10 protein-coding genes are annotated in these 17,069 nt (G+C 44.1%); 4 read left to right on the top strand and 6 right to left on the bottom strand.

The annotated features are described in order from the left end of the window. Window positions 1-10: 10 nt before the first annotated feature. The 6 genes from AC570I_RS15535 to AC570I_RS15510 all read right to left on the bottom strand — a co-directional run bounded on the left by AC570I_RS15535 (window position 11) and on the right by AC570I_RS15510 (window position 13,861). Window positions 11-1,567: a sodium:solute symporter family protein gene (locus AC570I_RS15535; RefSeq protein ID WP_497406177.1), complete on the bottom strand. Its 1,557-nt coding sequence runs from the start codon at window positions 1,565-1,567 to the stop codon at window positions 11-13. A 98-nt stretch (window positions 1,568-1,665) separates the two neighbouring features. Continuing rightward, entirely contained in the window at window positions 1,666-5,160 is a 3,495-nt protein-coding gene (locus tag AC570I_RS15530; protein ID WP_497406176.1) for a malectin domain-containing carbohydrate-binding protein, read from the bottom strand. Continuing rightward, window positions 5,160-7,934 carry a glycoside hydrolase family 95 protein gene (locus tag AC570I_RS15525; RefSeq protein ID WP_497406175.1) on the bottom strand — a complete coding sequence of 925 codons (2,775 nt, stop codon included), beginning with the start codon at window positions 7,932-7,934 and terminating at the stop codon, window positions 5,160-5,162. The genes AC570I_RS15530 and AC570I_RS15525 overlap by 1 nt, the downstream gene beginning before the upstream one ends. 47 nt (window positions 7,935-7,981) lie before the next feature. Continuing rightward, window positions 7,982-9,526 (bottom strand): glycoside hydrolase family 28 protein, encoded by a 1,545-nt coding sequence (locus AC570I_RS15520; protein WP_497406174.1) that lies wholly within the window; start codon window positions 9,524-9,526, stop codon window positions 7,982-7,984. A gap of 49 nt (window positions 9,527-9,575) precedes the next feature. Then, a complete protein-coding gene (locus tag AC570I_RS15515) occupies window positions 9,576-11,129 on the bottom strand; it encodes an MGH1-like glycoside hydrolase domain-containing protein (protein ID WP_497406173.1) in 1,554 nt (517 codons plus the stop codon). Further along, the gene (locus AC570I_RS15510; RefSeq protein ID WP_497406172.1) at window positions 11,129-13,861 is read right to left on the bottom strand and encodes an alpha-d-galacturonidase; all 2,733 of its coding nucleotides are present in this window, start codon (window positions 13,859-13,861) and stop codon (window positions 11,129-11,131) included. The genes AC570I_RS15515 and AC570I_RS15510 overlap by 1 nt, the downstream gene beginning before the upstream one ends. Window positions 13,862-14,119: 258 nt before the next feature. On the opposite strand from AC570I_RS15510, the gene AC570I_RS15505 reads away from it, so the two are divergent. Genes AC570I_RS15505 through AC570I_RS15490 form a run of 4 tightly spaced genes read left to right on the top strand, consistent with a single transcriptional unit; the run spans window position 14,120 to window position 16,941 of the window. Then, window positions 14,120-14,884 (top strand): SDR family NAD(P)-dependent oxidoreductase, encoded by a 765-nt coding sequence (locus AC570I_RS15505; RefSeq protein ID WP_497406171.1) that lies wholly within the window; start codon window positions 14,120-14,122, stop codon window positions 14,882-14,884. A gap of 48 nt (window positions 14,885-14,932) precedes the next feature. Beyond that, window positions 14,933-15,787: a fumarylacetoacetate hydrolase family protein gene (locus tag AC570I_RS15500; RefSeq protein WP_316800603.1), complete on the top strand. Its 855-nt coding sequence runs from the start codon at window positions 14,933-14,935 to the stop codon at window positions 15,785-15,787. After that, window positions 15,787-16,116 (top strand): L-rhamnose mutarotase, encoded by a 330-nt coding sequence (locus AC570I_RS15495; protein ID WP_497406170.1) that lies wholly within the window; start codon window positions 15,787-15,789, stop codon window positions 16,114-16,116. The genes AC570I_RS15500 and AC570I_RS15495 overlap by 1 nt, the downstream gene beginning before the upstream one ends. A 3-nt stretch (window positions 16,117-16,119) precedes the next feature. Further along, window positions 16,120-16,941 (top strand): amidohydrolase family protein, encoded by an 822-nt coding sequence (locus AC570I_RS15490; protein ID WP_497406169.1) that lies wholly within the window; start codon window positions 16,120-16,122, stop codon window positions 16,939-16,941. The last annotated feature ends 128 nt before the right edge of the window (window positions 16,942-17,069 follow it).

Genomic DNA, 17,069 nt, shown 5'->3' with positions numbered 1-17,069 from the left:
ATTGCCAGGGTCAGGTGTTGCGCTTTTTAACTTTCGTAAGGAAAATGCCAACCAGAAATATGGTTAGTGTTCCAACCACAATAATCATATTCTGGTGAAGCGGGTTTCTAAATGCCTCATATTTTTCAGGTAACAGTGAAGAAAAAGTCATCCAGATAATTACCAGTATACCGATTAAGGTGGCAATAATTGCTTCATGGTTTTTGCTTTGTTTACTTACAATCCCAAGCAGAAATAAGCCGAGCATACCCGCAGCAAAAATGCCCGATAGCTGCCACCACATGTCCAATATACTTTTCACACCAATCATCGCAATTCCAGCCAACATGCCCAGTAAACCAAATCCAATTGTGGCCACGTGCAACATCGACAGGTTTTGTTTCTCAGTGATATCCTTTTTAAAATAGCGTTTATAGATATCAACCGAAAATACCGTCGCCGAAGCATTCATGCCCGAGCTGATGGTACTCATGGCTGCCGATAGAATGGCGGAAACAATTAAGCCGACTAAGCCGACCGGAATTTTCGTTACCATAAAATGCGGCATAATTTTATCGCCGTAATCTGCAGGCTGCAAGGCCTGCTGAACCTTTAAAATCTCCGCTGCCGAAGCGTGTAAAGGCAAACGTTCTACCGCTACCTGATGTTTGATAGACTGTACCAGATCAGGGTTAACCTCATAATAAGCAAACAGGCAAGATCCTATAATAAAAAACAAGAGCGAAGCGGGAATATATAACCATACACATAACCACACAGACCTTGAAGCAGCTTTAGCTGAAGAGGCCGTGTGATAACGCTGGATATAATTCTGATCCATGCCAAAGTTATTCAGGTTAATGAAAAACCCATACAGGAGAACGACCCAAAAGGATGAGCTGGTGAAGTCCATTTTAAAGCTGCCCAGACTAAATTTATTGGCCGATTTCCCGATTTCAATTACCCTGGCTACCCCCCCGTCCATGTTGCGAACAATCAGGTAGAGAATGAGCAAAGCACCCAGTGTTTTAACAACTGCCTGAACCACTTCTGTCCAGATCACTGCTTCTATTCCCCCCAAAACGGTATAGAAGATAATGCAAATGCCCATTACAATCATAATCAACTGCATGGAATAACCGGTTAGGGCCTGCAGACTCAGGGCAATTCCAAAAAATATCGAACCCATCCTGGCCAGTTGGGTGAGCAGAAAACAAATTACGGCATATACCCTTGCCCATGCACCAAAGCGCTTTTCCAGATGGGTGTAGGCAGATATCTCTCCACTGCGGCGGTAAAAAGGCACGAAATATTTCGATGCCACCCATGCGGCCAGCGGCATAGAAATACTAAATACAAATGCATTCCAGTTGCTCCCGAATGCTTTTCCGGGAACCCCTAAAAAAGTGTTGCTGCTTAGAAACGTAGCATAAATGGATAAACCTATTGCCCATCCGGGAATGAGGCCCGAGGCTTTTGTAAATTGCTCGGTATTTTTATTTTTTCGCGAAAAGTATACACCAACTAATATCATCCCAACAAGGTAAATGAAGATAATCGCCAGATCGAATACAGGAAGACCTCTCATTAATTGTTGGCTCGTTTATTAATTTGGTTAAAACAAATATGCATGGCTAAATATCAGCATTCATATAAGATTTTCGCTACATCTTATAACATATTATCTTATTGAACATCTAAAGCATCAAAGGTCAGTGCATTAGCATCTACCGCAACCACACTCACCTTATAGCTTCCGGCGTTAATCATGCTGCCGGTATCGGTGTTCAGGTAGTTCCACTTGCCCTCTTTTGTGGCAGCAAATTCCAGTTGTTCAGTTTTCATTACTGTCCCGTCGGCAGATGAAAATACGAGTTTAGCTTTTAAAGGTTTATCGGAAGGATTATGATACTTAATCGTTAATGAATAGGTATCTGCTACCCCCACCTGAATGCTCCATTCCAGAATACCTCCACTTGCTGATTTAAATGTTACACGAGGTTTGCCCATCAGTTCAGCTCTAACAATACTGGTTCCCCTTAATACCGCATCGGTTGCTTTGTAAGAAGTGACCATTTTTAAATCATAGGCAGGTGCAAGCTCACTTGGCGGAACAATTACCACATTGGCAAAATCTCCCTGTAAATCTAACCCATCACCTTTGTTAAATCGCTTTCGATATACGTTGAAGTGATCACCAACACTGTTTACAACCTGCGTTTTAGTATCTTCATAAAGCTTCATGCTTGCAGAACCAGGGCTGCTCAGTACAAATACATCTGCCTCCCGGTTCATTTTGAATTTAACTTGTCTTTTTGAAGCGGCAGACTTAAACTGAATCCACTCTGCGCCATATAAGTTTGGCGGAAGTTGGTTGAAAGTTGCCCTGTTACCGGCATACTGCTGATCGCCGACATCCATCCAGCTTTTTAACTGATATTCATTACTTGCACCGGTTTCAATAATCTGATTACGTTGATCGGCCACTTTAACCTTCTGATCTGTTGTAGCGATGGCAATGGCCGAAATAAGTGCCTGTCCCACTTTAACCTGAGGAAAAGAAACCACCAGCTGCCCGCCTTTCACAAATGCCCTGACGGTTTTTTTTAGCACTTTGTTTGTTCCTGCTTCCTTCCAGATATCAAGGTCCTTTAATACTACCCGATTATTGATGGCTACATCAAACAGCCTCATTTTTTCGGCATCCATGCCGCCACCAATACCCAGCCAGGGCTCAATGAAATATAGCTCTACCAGAAACTCCCCATCGGCGGGTACAGGAAAACTGAACTTTAATTGATCTCTGCCATACCGGAAAGACTGAAATAGCTTCCAGTCTGAACTGCCCTGAATCGGCGAGAATGTTCTTCGCTGACTGGCAAAAAAAGCCGGTACACCCGGGAAGGCATCTGTCCACGAACCTGAGCCATACTTTTTTCCATCAGTGCTTAATTGCTGATCGGCCAGCCATACGTTTCCGGACGCATCCTGATAAGAAGGCCCACCACAATTTAACCGGTACAGGTATTGATATCCTTTCTGCGGTGCTAAAACCGTAGTCTTTTCTAACAGACGGTTAAAGCCTGGCGATGGAGGCAGGTCATTTAAAACGATCTGATCTTTCGAAACAGCCTTCCCATCCACATATCCCACAGCATACAGTACATTATATTTAATTTCTGGTTTATCCCATTGGAAATGAGTGCCCACAACTCCACGCTTTTTCCTGCCTAACGACTGGCCGTTCACATCATTGAAAAGTTCTACCTCATCACAGTTTGAATACACAACAATACTATCCTTTATGCCCGGCTTAGTCCAGCGGTTTGGCCAGGTATGCGAGACGATATACACCATCGGCTCCGTCTTCTTCGGCGCATAATTCGCCCTGAACATATAAAATACGTCTGTCGGTTCCTCCCAGGGAGTGTACATCCCTTTGTAATTTACCGGTCCAACCCGGTCCAGGTCTCTTAACCCCTCGCCGCCCTGTACCCTTCCCGGGTTATCGTGAGAGCTGTATAGCCAAAAAAAGTGACCGGCAGTTTTATCTTTAACCGTTTCAGCCAGAAGGACTTTGGTCTCCATCAGGTCGGTCATCTTGTTTTCTGTATAGCCTTTACCATTGTCATCTGTATCATGGAGGTCGATGGTTCTCCAGGCGCCATATTCACCCACCAGCACTTGACGTTGCAGGTCTTCGCCATAGCTTAGCGGATTTCCACCATAAGTCCCCGTCCAGTTTTGCGGAACGTCCCAGTCTGTACCCTTACCTCCATTACAGGTGGTTACCTTTCGCTGCGACGAGGCGGTCGGATCGAGTTTTCTGATTAGTTCGGTACATTCTTTTGCAAAGGCCTCGGGCAGGGTACTTTCATTTTCCAGTCCCCATAAAACCACTGCCGGGCTGTTCCTGCGTTCCTTTACCCAGTCGGTTAACAATGCTTTGAAGTTACTCCTGAACGCAGGGGTATCGTACCAGATATGCGCAGCCATTTGTGTCCAGCACAAAATCCCTTCCTGATCCCAGTATGCTGAATAAAGCAGATTATGGGGCTGATGGGCATCGCGAAAGGCGTTGAAGCCGGCCGCTTTGATCTGCCTTACCCTCGATGAAATCTGCTCATTTGAAAAAGCATGGCTCTGCCCTATTAAATGCTCATATTCGGCGATTCCGTTAATAAATACTGGCTCTCCGTTTAACAAAAATACTTTCTGTGAGGCCTTATCGCCAACGGGCCAGCTGATCCAGCGGATACCATAGGGCGTTTTCAGTTCATCAAGTACTTTGCCGTTTTCAACAATCGTGGTTCGTACGGAATATAGATACGGATTTTCCAGAGACCACAGCTGAGGGTCAACGATTTTACCGGTTTGCTGACTTAGCTCGGTTTCCCTGCCAGCAGGAATTGTAAGCCTATTTTTTAAGGATTTCACCACCTTTCCGCCTGCATCAAGGAGTTGAGTGGAAACGCTGATTGATCTCGACTGGCTACTGTAATTTTTGATGGTTGTCGCGAGGTTTAGAACAGCCGCTTTTTCTGAGATCTGGTCATCATTCCAGACATGAACGCCAAAAGGCTGAATTCTGACATCATTCGTGGTAATTAAATGCACCGGGCGGAAAATACCCATGGGTTGCGAGCCTTCAGAGAATCCGCGTTCCGTAGAACATCCACCATCTACCCAGGGTAAATCCTGAATGTTGGCAGGATGATCAGCACGAACAGCCAGAATATTTTCCTGATTGTTTAGTTTGATGACACCTGTAACATCAAGTGTAAAAGTGGTTCGACCACCTGCGTGATAGCCGATCATTTTTCCATTCAGCCAAATGGTAGCATATGAACCTACGCCTTCAAAATAGAGGAATTGTCTTTTCCCCACTCCTGACTCCCTGCTTTTGAACGTTTTACGATACCAGGCATAACCATGTTTATTGCCATGAAGCTTGCGCTGATAGCCTTCATACTGATCCCAGTTATGCGGAACGTTTACCATCTTCCAGTTTACCGGATTATACTGCTGTGCTTCGAAACCATCGTATGCCCGGATGTTTTGCTCATCAGCAATGGTTAGCCAATCTGCGTTTAAAGAAATATCCTTCCTGGTCTGGGCATTTAACCCGGTCACTGAGAACAACAGGAAAAAAATCAGTAATGCTTTTGTATTCTTCATCATTATTTAAGCCTCAAATCCCCGTTCAGTTGATATCTCTCACCAGCTTTTGTATTAAATTCAATCTTCTTATCCTGATACTTCACCACGCACTTTCCTCCCGCAGTCGATTTCACTACCAGAGAAGTCAGCCGCCCTTTATCCCAGTTCAATTCCAGTTCGAAACCACCGCGGGCGCGTAAACCACTAATCTTTCCGTTCGGGATATCTGTTGGCAACGCAGGCAAAATATCCAGGTAGCCCTGGTGACTCTGCACCAGCATTTCCGCTATTCCCGCTGCGCCGCCAAAATTTCCGTCAATCTGAAATGGCGGGTGGGCGTCGAAAAGGTTTACATACGAACCTGCACCGCCATTAGCAGGCTTCAATAACATTTTAATTAGCTTCATGGCATGGTCACCTTCTTTAAAGCGTGCCCAGAAATTAATCTTCCAGGCCAGGCTCCAGCCCGTAGCCTCATCCCCTCTGTAAATGAGTGATTTTCTGGCGGCATTCATCAGCATTGTGTCCTGATCCCAGGTAATGTCATTTCCCGGAAACACGCCCCATAAATGGGAAACGTGGCGGTGTTTGCTGGCCGTATCATCTTTATCTTCGAGCCACTCCTGCAATTGTCCGTATTTCCCAATCTGATTGGGTGCGATTTGTTTTACTTTGTCTTCCAGTTCCCCTCTGAAAGCGGCATCGACATTTAATATACGCGAAGCATCTATACAGTTTTTAAACAGCGAACGGATAATCTGATGATCCATCGTTGGTCCGGCTACCAGCCCACCATTCTCCGGAGAATTAGACGGCGTACTGATCAGCCAGCCAGTCTTTGGATCCTTAACCAGGAAATCCTGAAAAAAAAATGCAGCCTCTTTCATCAGCGGATAGGCCTCATTTCTGAGAAAACGTTCATCTCTGGCAAACAGGTAATGCTCCCATAAGTGCTCGCTCAACCAGCCGGCGCCGGTTACCCAAATCCCATGGTTGGATGCATTGATCGGCGCGGTGCCATTCCATAGGTCAGTATTGTGATGTAATACCCAACCCCGGGCATTATAATAGTCTTTTGCGGTTTCAGCACCTTTTTTAGCCAGGCCCTTTATTTTCTGGAACAGCGGCTCGTTTAAATCAGCAAGATTCAGATTTTCGGCCGGCCAGTAATTCATCTCAAGATTGATATTGGTAGTGTACTTGCTTCCCCATGGCGGACTCAATAAATCATTCCAAATCCCCTGAAGGTTGGCAGGTTGCGTACCTTGGCGAGAGCTGGAAATCAGCAAATAGCGTCCATACTGCATATACAAAGCCGCAAATGCCGGATCGCTGGAATTTGCGAACCTGATCAAACGCTCATCAGTGGGCAGTTTTTCATTTGTCGACGGGCCGAAATCTACTTTAAAACGATTATAGTAAGACTGGTATTCGCGAATATGGTTTTGCTTAAGCGTTTCATAACTTTTCTCTCTTACAGATTTTAATGCCATAATGCTGGCTTGTTCTGGCTTGCCTGAAACATCATCCGCATTGATAAAGTTGGTTCCTGCGGTTAAAAACAAAGTGGCTTCATCAGCCTTGCTGATTATGATTTTATTGCCCACAACCTTTACATTGCCATTGCTGGTGATAACCGTCAGACGGCTTTCCCCCTTCAACGCACCGTCTTTTACCTGCACGTTGAGTGCGATAGTATGCTGATCGAGCATTCTGACCGACGACTGCGGGTGAACGCTGGAAAATGAGGCTTCAAAACTTACAGATCTTCTGGTATCGGAGGCCAAATGTACCACTATTGCCTGGTTAGGCTGACTGGCGAAATAGCTCCTTTCGAAATGAACGTCATTTACGGTATAGGAGGTTTTGGAAATGGCCGTAGTTAAATCAAGTGAACGCTTGTAGTTCGAAACAGCTGCTTTGCCATGATGGAAGTTTAAATCTAAATCACCAAAAGGTTGATAGCTGCCCTGATATTGCGGTGTTGCGGGTGGGCTTGCATTCTGAATTTTATACTTCCAGGTTTTAACCAGGGAGATTCCCTGACCGACATTGCTTCCTGCAGGATAAATCCCGATAGGTTTGGTGGTATCTTTATAACCACCTATGCCACCACGATCAGCGTAATTGAATACCTGAATGGCTATTGTATTTCTTCCGGCCCTGATCAGCTTTGCCGGAACTGTATATTTTCGTGCATCCGGTTTATCCATATGGCCAACCAGTTCTCCGTTAACATAAGTAAAATCCTCGTCGAAGATTTTGTTTAAATCTAAGGTCAGATCTTTACCTACCCAGCTTTCAGGCACATCGATGCTCGTGCGAAACCACACTGCCCCATCCAGGTTTTGTAAGCCCACGGTTTCCCAGCCCTCATAACTCGGAACGGCCAAATCTTTCCAGTTTTGATCATCAAAACCGGGCAGTGCAGGATTGCCTTGAATGCCTTTTCCGGCTTTCATTTCCTGTACCCACGCAGCCCTGTTGCCCGCTTCGCTTTCCACCCCCATAAACTCCACCTGTGCTAAAGTCTCGGCCTCTTTCTGCTTTCCTTCGGCTAAAAGCTTCCTGATTTCAGCAAGATATCGCGAAGCACCTTTCTTATTGTAATTGCGGGGCTTACCCGTCCATAATGTTTCTTCATTGAACTGAATATGATCGTGGTTTACACCCCCGAATATCATTGCGCCTAAGCGCCCGTTACCTATAGGAAGGGCATCACTCCACTTTTGCGCAGGTTTATTGTACCAAAGTAACTGATTTAGATTCTGAGCCTTGGCTGAAAAAGCAATCAATAAACTGCAAATTATCAAAACATATTTCCGTATTGCAAACCTCATCTCTACTGCCCTTTATCACCAGAAATTACGTTGACATTTTCAGTCACATCGCCCTCTTTTTTAACGGCTCCTTTAATCTTCCCGAAATTGTTATTGCCCAAGCTGATGTTTTTGGTGGCCTGCCCACTCAATTTAAGATAGGTTGCCGTGGCCGGAACGGGGAAGGCATTATAAATAAAAGCATCACTTACATTCTTCAGATCGACCACTGCCGCCGTGTTCGGTTTATAGCTTTTGAAGCCGTCAACAATGAACTGGGTTACATTCAGGGCTTTTAGTGCAGGGCCGATTTCTGTGTTTACCGTAACATTATGGAATTCAATCAGGTTGGCATTGGATATGCTGAATCCGGTTTTAGCCTCCATATTGATGTCGTTGAAAGTTACGTTTTCAATTGGCATCTCCTCCAGGCCATTTAAGTAGCCTGCCTGATTTACCTGTCCGGTGATATTGCTGAGATGAATATTCCTGAATTTTGGAGTACGCTCAGAAACCGGCTCGACATTGGTTTTAGCATATTGCATATCCAGTACGATAGCCTGATCTTTAATATTTTTCATAATGATATTACTCACCCTGATTTCTTCCACGATGCCGCCTCTCCCTCTGGCGGTTTTGATTCTGATGCCACGATCGGTGCCATCAAACACGCAGTTTGAAATGGTTATTTTCCGCACATCGCCGCTCATTTCACTGCCGATTACCACACCGCCATGACCGGATAGCATGGTACAATTGGTGATCACATAATTTTCTGCAGGAACAGCCATTTTACGTCCGGGTGCATCTTTACCCGATTTGATGGTAATACAGTCATCACCTACGCTGATGTGGCAATCAGAAATGTGCACATTGTTGCAGGATTCAGGATTAATACCATCCGTATTTGGCGAATGTGGATTATTGATGGTCACCGCGTGAACCTTTACATTTTCGCAAAACTCCGGATTAACTGTCCAGAATGGAGAATTTCTGATGGTAATGCCTTCAATCAACACATTTTTACAGAACATAGGCTGTATAAACGGCGGACGAAGGAAACCGCGTTTCATTTGCTTCGGATCATCCGGAAGCACAATATCTTCGTTGAGTCCGTCGAAAGTGGTTTGCCATTTCGAGCGCGGCTGCCCCTCTTTATAGCCTTCAACGAAATCCCACCATTTCTTTCCGTGGCCGTCGATTAGCCCCCTGCCGATGATGGAAATGTTCTCGGCTTTATAGGCATAAAAAAGAGGTGAAAAGGATGTGACATCAACCCCTTCATAACGGCTTTTTACCATGGGCAGGTAATCGTCAAAATTATCGCTGAAGTGGAGCTCCGCTCCGGCATCAATCAGAATAGTGATATTGCTTTTAAGATGAATGGCACCTGTTAAATATTTGCCCGCAGGGAAATAAACAGTACCACCACCTGCCTTCGAGGCGGCTTCAATGGCATTTTTTATGGCCGTAGTGGCCAGTTTGCTGCTATCGTTTTTAGCACCGTATTTTAAAACATTGTAATAGGATTGTGCATTGGCAACCACTGAAGTGGTTAATAAGCTCATCGCTATACAAAAGATTGTTACCAGCTTTAATTTCATTGTGTGTTTTCGATTAATCCATTTTCACTTTTAGTGCCTTCAAATCTTTGCCTTTGTAAATTTCTTTTCCATTGTCAAAAATCAGGAAACCCTTTCCCTTATTGTACCTTTTTCCGGTTTTATCCCACAACACAGTAATGCTTTTTCCGTGGTACGACAGGTTATCCAATACAAACCAATCCCACTGGTTTTTCGGAATCAGCGGGGTGATTTCCAAAACATTATCTGCACGGGGCTTGATCCCAATCAGGTCATTAATCACCAGATCATTAAAAGTAGAGTGGTTGTAAAAGCTGCTTCGCGGATTATCCCCTTTCAACCATTCACCGGTTTTTTCATCCTGATATTCACCGATGTAAGGTTTTCCGTTTTTTACGTGCGAGGCAGCATACTGGTGCAACTCCTGGTAAAATACCCGGGCATTCATTTTGCCATGATTCTTATAGTTGGTTAGCAAATTAGCTAATCCCTTCAGCGTTTGCGAACTGGCAAAGGGCCAGAGTGCGCCATCCCATTCACAACTGTGCCCCGTGCCGCGGGTCCTGAATGTAGGCTCCCTTCTTTCTGCTGTGGTAAGCCCCCAGGGCGCTTTGAACCCCGCAGTATCCAGTAACTGATCCCAGGCTTTCGCGTAAACGGACTTATCATCAGGTAAATTAAAGTCCCATGGGGTAAAGCCGATCGCTTCCCTTACAGCTGATGAGCCTCCTTTTGCCTTCCTGGTTTCAAAAAAACTTTCGGTTGTATTCCATAAACTGTCTTGTACCAGGCTTTTGATCCTTGCAGATTTTTCCTGGTATTTTAAGGCCATTGCTTTATCACCCATTAAACTGGCAATCTTATTCAAAGCCACTGCATTGCCGTACATATAACTGTTTATGGTTGGACGCTGATTCTGGTCTTTCCTTGAACCGCTCACCGATTCCTCCATCCCATCTTTTACATCATTTTGCCAGAACAAACCGTTTTTAAGCTGGCGCTGCTCTTCCCACTTGGCATAATCCAGATCCAGCGCAGGAAGAATCTCTTTTAAAAAAGCCTGGTCTGGTTTTACCAGTTCATTCTGATAAACCGCGTCATCTACCCAGCTGCTAAACTGGTGGAAGCGTTGTTTGCTTTCCCCAATATCTGCTTTGTAAAGCCAGAACTTAATATAATCCTTTAAGTAGCTATTGTCTTTCAGCCATCTTCCTTCATAAATATGATGCCCCAAAGCGCAGCTGATGGAATTGTATTTCCCTGCATGCTTTACCGGCTCAATGAACTCGGTGAAGATAAATCCATCAGGAGTTTTCACCAGATGCTTGCGGTAAGTCCACCAACGATAATAATAGTTTTGCTCCAATACGGAATCAGGACATTCGAACATGGGTGCCTGATCGGCCAGCCAGGTAAAAGCCTCGCTGTTCGGCACAAAATTTTTTACCGCCTCCGTATCAATTGAGTTAAAATAATCGACATACTTTTTAAGTTTGGATGTGCCTAAAATAGCCGATTGTTGCGCAAAACCGCTAATCGTTAACAGCGAGATACCTGCTGTAAATAATATTTTTTTCGTATTTATCATTATTCAAATAACCAATCTATATCCTTACCTCTGCCATCTAAACCCGCATTGAAAATGCGCAATTCCTGCTTATCATCAATAAAACCCAGCACCAGGCATTCCCCTTTTCCTAAAGTTAACGTATGTTTTCCGGCCGGGAAACTATAAGCATGCACATTTGCCGGCGGATAACCATTCAATACCAGCGCGTTTGAGATTTTAATCTCCGATTGTCCGTAATTATTGGCACTCGCATCTGTTTCCAGTTGTGGTGGCGCTAAGAATTTTGCATCTTTCTGATTGAAAAAGCCGACCAGCAACTTCACCGGAATCCTAGTCTCGAAGCTGATCTCCGTACCAGATTTTAATTGCCTGGTTTTGGAAAGTCTGATTCCTTTTAATCCGTTCAGCTGGTCTGCGACTTCTTTGATGCGCACCGAGCTATCTGCAAATACGATTGCCTCTTTTTCAACTGTGTAATTTTCTAATGGACTGATTAGCTTTACATCCGCGTTTTTATAAGGCTGAACTGTTACAATACCCGCCCCTTTTACCGATTTCAATGAATCAATACTCCTTTTAAAATGTTCCAGCTCTTTGTTAAATACCGGAAGCATCTCTTTCCAGTGGATAAATGTTTTATCTACGCCACGCATCGGGATTTTCCGCTGTTTGGTTTGCATGCTGTTGGCATACAGGTAGCTCCCTTCGGTCAGTTTCACTAGTTTAGCATAATGATCTACACTGTTTTGCAGGAAAGGTAATGCCTGTTCCAGATCAGCCACCTGGTTTGAATATTTAAAGCGCAGAATCCAGAGCGCGGCTTTAACCTTTTCAGCATAAAAGTTCGCCATTTCATCGTAACAATACATATCGTTTTTTAAACGATTGAATTCTTCCACATCTTTTCCGGCCTTCACTTTATTGATCGATGCCAAGGCATTTTTGCCGTGTGCCACCACCTCTTTTGCAATCTGAATGGGTGTTTCACCAATATGCCCCTGTTTCTTCCATTCTTTTTCTGCATAGTCGATGATCATTTCACCTTCAGGCGCTTCCGATTCATACATCAGGGTAAACACACCGTATCGGTAGGGATTAATTAGCTGCGTCATCAGCATGCCCAGTGTCAGCGTCTGGCGGTTACCATCGGTTATACCATACCTGCGCAACAACTTGGGCGAAATCTCTCCCGATTCTTCGTAAGCATTTAATATTTCTTTTCCACCGGCCAGATCCGTGCCGTATTTCGATGCCAGTTCTGCGCCCCAGTAATCGATTTCTTTTGTACGGTCGCGCTGCGAATTCCAGGAATAGCGTGCCCATTCCTTATACCAAATCCAGTCCCTGTCAACCTCTAATAATCTGCCATTCACCTGGTCAGCAGTATATGGCCAGTCCCAATAGCTTGCCTGTGGATATAAGTGTAATCCTTTGGCACCATAAATTTTGTTCATGGCTTGTACCGACTTCTGAATGAAATCTGCCGAACCATACCTGAAAGGCTCCAGGTTTGCCAGAATATGCACATTCGATATATTAATGGTACCAATGGCTGCCAGTTTCCTGTTTAGCTCTGCCCAGGCACCACGGGGTTGGTAGGTGGTTAATGCCTCTCCGTTAAATTTGTTTTCGGTGTATAAATTTTTGTATAAAGGCAGTGCCGCTTTCATTACACTGGGTGCATCCGTATCATGGGCGCGGAGCACAATGGGTGGCTCCTCTTTTATGCCCGCAGCTTTTAAACCATCTTTTACACCTGGGATAATGGTTTTGGTAAACCAGTCAATATCGTCTTGCCCCACACCTTCCATGGCCTCGCCTAAAGCCACCATTAAACCAACGTTAGGATATTTTTCTACAAAAGCCGTAATGGACTTTTTGGTGTAATCGGCAATTAAGGGAATAATAGGCCGGTTGCGGTCCTGCGTTTTCAATCCGTGCTTATCGGCAAATGGCTTTGGGATAATGATATTGTAAAACATCTGGATCACCCAAATACCTCTTTTGTCTGCCTCATGCGTCAGGAACTGAAAAATCTCCTCATTTTTCTTTAAAGTCGCTTCATCCACTTCCACTGCATAAGGATAATCTTTCAGCCGCAATAAAGAAGAAAATGGGTGTCCGTTCCATAGATAAAGCGAATTGTAACGGTTTTCCACCATCATATCCAAATACTTTATCCATAGTTTTTTATCATATAACCATGGGAAAGTCTCCTCCGTGTAGGGGTATTCATATACATCGTGACCTGTGAGGTAATCTGGTTTCTGCAATCCGATGCAAGTTCCCCTGAGCACCATCTCCGGACGATCAGTGAGATTGATCTGCAACGGCATTTTTTTTGTCTTCTGTACCTGATCAGCCAGTTCCATACAACCGTACAGCGCTCCGGAAGCATCGTAACCAATAATATAAATGGTACCGTTTGGCGCGCTGGAAATGATAAAACTTTCTTTTTGCTGAACGAGCTTACTGAGAATCGCTTTGGGAATCGCTGCCACGAATGCCTGATCATCTACGATTCCAATAACGATGTTATTTTTTGCAGCGACCGGTTTCTGTTTTTTTTCAATTCGGTTACTGATACCGTTGGCGGTTAAGCTTTTCGACAGTCTTTCCGCGCCAAACTGAACGCGTAACTGTTGCCTGCCGGAAACAATAATGGTTTTCTGCAATGGAAGGGTTGCCCCTGAACAAATTGAAATGAAAGATAATAGGAAACAGAAAGCAAAAATCAGGAATTTTCTCATTCGGTGTGGCTCTGATAAAAGACTAATCGAATCCGATCAGCATTATATTTGGTTAATAAATTATTTAAATATAAAAATAATATTCAAATATAAGCAAATGAGCCGTTCGCTTTTGTAAAATTTCTATGCCTTAAAATTGCTTATAGTACTATTTGGCAAGCAAAAGGATAATTAGATTAGAAGATAAAGAATTTTAATCAACAATATTTATTTTATTTGTAAGCATATTCTAATCAATTATAAATTTAAACCATAAACATGTTTTCTTTAACAAACAAAAGAGCAGTGGTTACGGGTGGCGGTAGCGGAATCGGCAAAGCCATTGCAACCGTATTGGCAAAGCAGGGCGCAGAGGTTCACATCATTGAATTGGGCCCTGAACATGCCGAAAACACCTTGCAGGAAATTAAAAATGGCGGCGGTGCTGCATTCAGCTACGCCTGCGATGTATCTGACCACCAGGCTGTAATTGATACTTTTAACAAAATCGGACAGATTAATATATTAGTTAACAATGCCGGCATTGCGCATATTGGAAAAGCCGATACAACCGAAGAAGCCGATTTCGATCGCATTATGCGGGTGAATGTAAAAGGCGTTTACAATTGTTTATATGCGGCAATCCCTCAGCTTCGTGCGGCTGGTGGCGGCGTAATCATCAATATGGCGTCTATTGCCTCGCTGATTGGCCTGCCCGACAGGTTTGCCTACAGTACAGCAAAAGGTGCGGTGAAAGCCATGACCATGAGTGTGGCGAAGGACTATATCGGTGAAAACATCAGGTGCAATTCCATTTCACCGGCCCGTGTGCATACCCCTTTTGTGGATGGTTTTCTGCAAAAAAACTATCCGGATAATATTGACGAAATGTTCGATAAATTATCTAAAACGCAGCCCATCGGCAGAATGGCCAAACCGGAAGAGATCGGTGCACTGGCGTTGTATTTATGCAGCGACGAGGCTTCGTTTATTACCGGCTGCGATTATCCGATCGACGGTGGCTTTACTACTTTAAATAATTAATACTAAGCCCGAAGATACCTCACTTGATACTATATAAAAATTAACAATATGAAATTAATACGTTTTGGAGCTGCAGGTGCAGAAAAACCAGGAGTGATTATAGATGATAAATACTATGACGTTTCAGGTTTGGTACAGGATTACAATGAAGCATTTTTTGGTGGCGATGGACTGGAAAAACTAAAACAGGATATCGCTACTGCGAGCTTAACAGAAGTAGATAAAGGTGTACGCCTCGGACCAGCATTGGCGCGTCCTTCCAAAATCATCTGTGTAGGCTTAAACTACAAAGATCACGCTGCAGAAACCAATGCACCTATCCCTGCTGAACCGATTTTATTCTTTAAAGCCACTTCAGCGATTGTGGGTCCAAATGATGACCTCACCATCCCTAAAAACAGTAAAAAAACAGACTGGGAAGTGGAACTTGCAATTGTTATTGGCAAAAAAGCCAGCTATGTATCTGAGGAAAATGCATTAGACCACATTGCAGGCTACGTGCTGCACAACGATTACAGTGAACGTGAATTCCAGCTGGAACGCAACGGACAATGGGTGAAAGGTAAAAGTTGCGATACGTTTGCTCCGATTGGCCCATTCATTGCCACCCAGGATGAGATTGAAGATGTGCACAATCTTCGCCTTTGGTTAACGGTTAACGGAGAAACTTTACAGGACGGTAATACTTCAAACCTGATTTTCAATGTGCCATTTATGGTATCTTATATCAGTCAGTTTATGACGCTATTGCCGGGTGATGTGATTACTACCGGAACACCTGCAGGTGTTGGCTTAGGACAAAAACCAGAACCATGGTACCTTAAAGATGGTGATGTAGTGGAACTAGGCATTGATGGTTTAGGTTCAAGTAAACAAAACGTTAAAGCTTACACCGAAAACTAATGCAGAGATATTGCTTCACCCTCGATCTGATCGATGAGCCCTCCCTGATTGCAGGATACAGAAAACACCATGAAGCGATCTGGCCGGAGATACAGGAAAGTATTACTTCGGCAGGTGTGCTCGATATGGAAATCTACTTAAGCGGAAGCAGGCTGTTTATGGTTATGGAAGTGGGTGAAGACTTTTCTTTTGAGAAGAAAGCACAGGCCGACCTGGAAAACCCGAAAGTGCAGGAATGGGAAACCCTGATGTGGAAATACCAGCAGGCGCTGCCAGGAGCTGAGCCGGGTGAGAAATGGCGGCTAATGGATAAAATTTTCAAGCTATAGATCATGATTGATACCCACGTACATTTCTGGAATTTTGATCCGGTAAGGGATAGCTGGATCACCGAAGACATGCAGGCGATCCGCAATGACTTCTCCCCTAAAAACTTAAGCCGGATATACAGCGACCTCCAGATTACGGGCTGCGTAGCGGTTCAGGCCAACCAGTCGGAGGCTGAAAATGAATTCCTGCTGTCACTGGCAGAACAAAATGACCTGATTAAAGGCATTGTCGGCTGGATCGATCTTAAAAACCCTGATCTTGCTGATCGCCTAAAACATTGGAGCAATTTTAAACTGATCAAAGGCTGGCGCCATGTGCTTCAGGCAGAAAATCAGGCGTTCATACTTAACCCGGATTTCATTGCGGGCATCAGGCAACTGAAAGATTTCGGCTATACTTACGACCTGCTGTGTTACCACAATCAGCTCGATAGCATCATCAGGATGGTCGACCAGGTTCCTGACCAGGCCTTTGTCCTCGATCATTGCGGTAAACCGGATGTAAAATCGCAAGATTTAAAAACCTGGGCTGGCCATATTAAAACACTGGCAGAAAATCCGAATGTATATTGTAAAGTTTCAGGCTTGCTTGCAGAAGCCGACTGGGAAAACTGGAAAGAGATTGAAATTTTTAACTGCTTCGATGTGATTTTTGAAAACTTTGGTGCAGAGCGGATCATGTATGGCAGCGACTGGCCGGTAATGCTCATCAGCCGCCCTTACCAGGACTGGCTTCAGCTTGTGCGCAAATACACGGAAAGGCTGAGTGAGCAGCAAAGAAAATCAGTTTTCAGTGATAATGCCAAAGCTTTTTATAGACTGTAAACCACGGAAATTTATCATTTTAGAGCTTTTAGGTAGTTAAATTCCTAAATAAACCGAATATAACAGATAGTGCAGGATGGAGAAATTAATATATAATATTAGTTTTCGACTTTAAAAGGCATCTGACC

This window comes from Pedobacter sp. A2324 (assembly GCF_059693705.1).
Note: the sequence above shows the minus strand (reverse complement) of the source record. Positions and strands in the feature narration are given on the sequence as shown.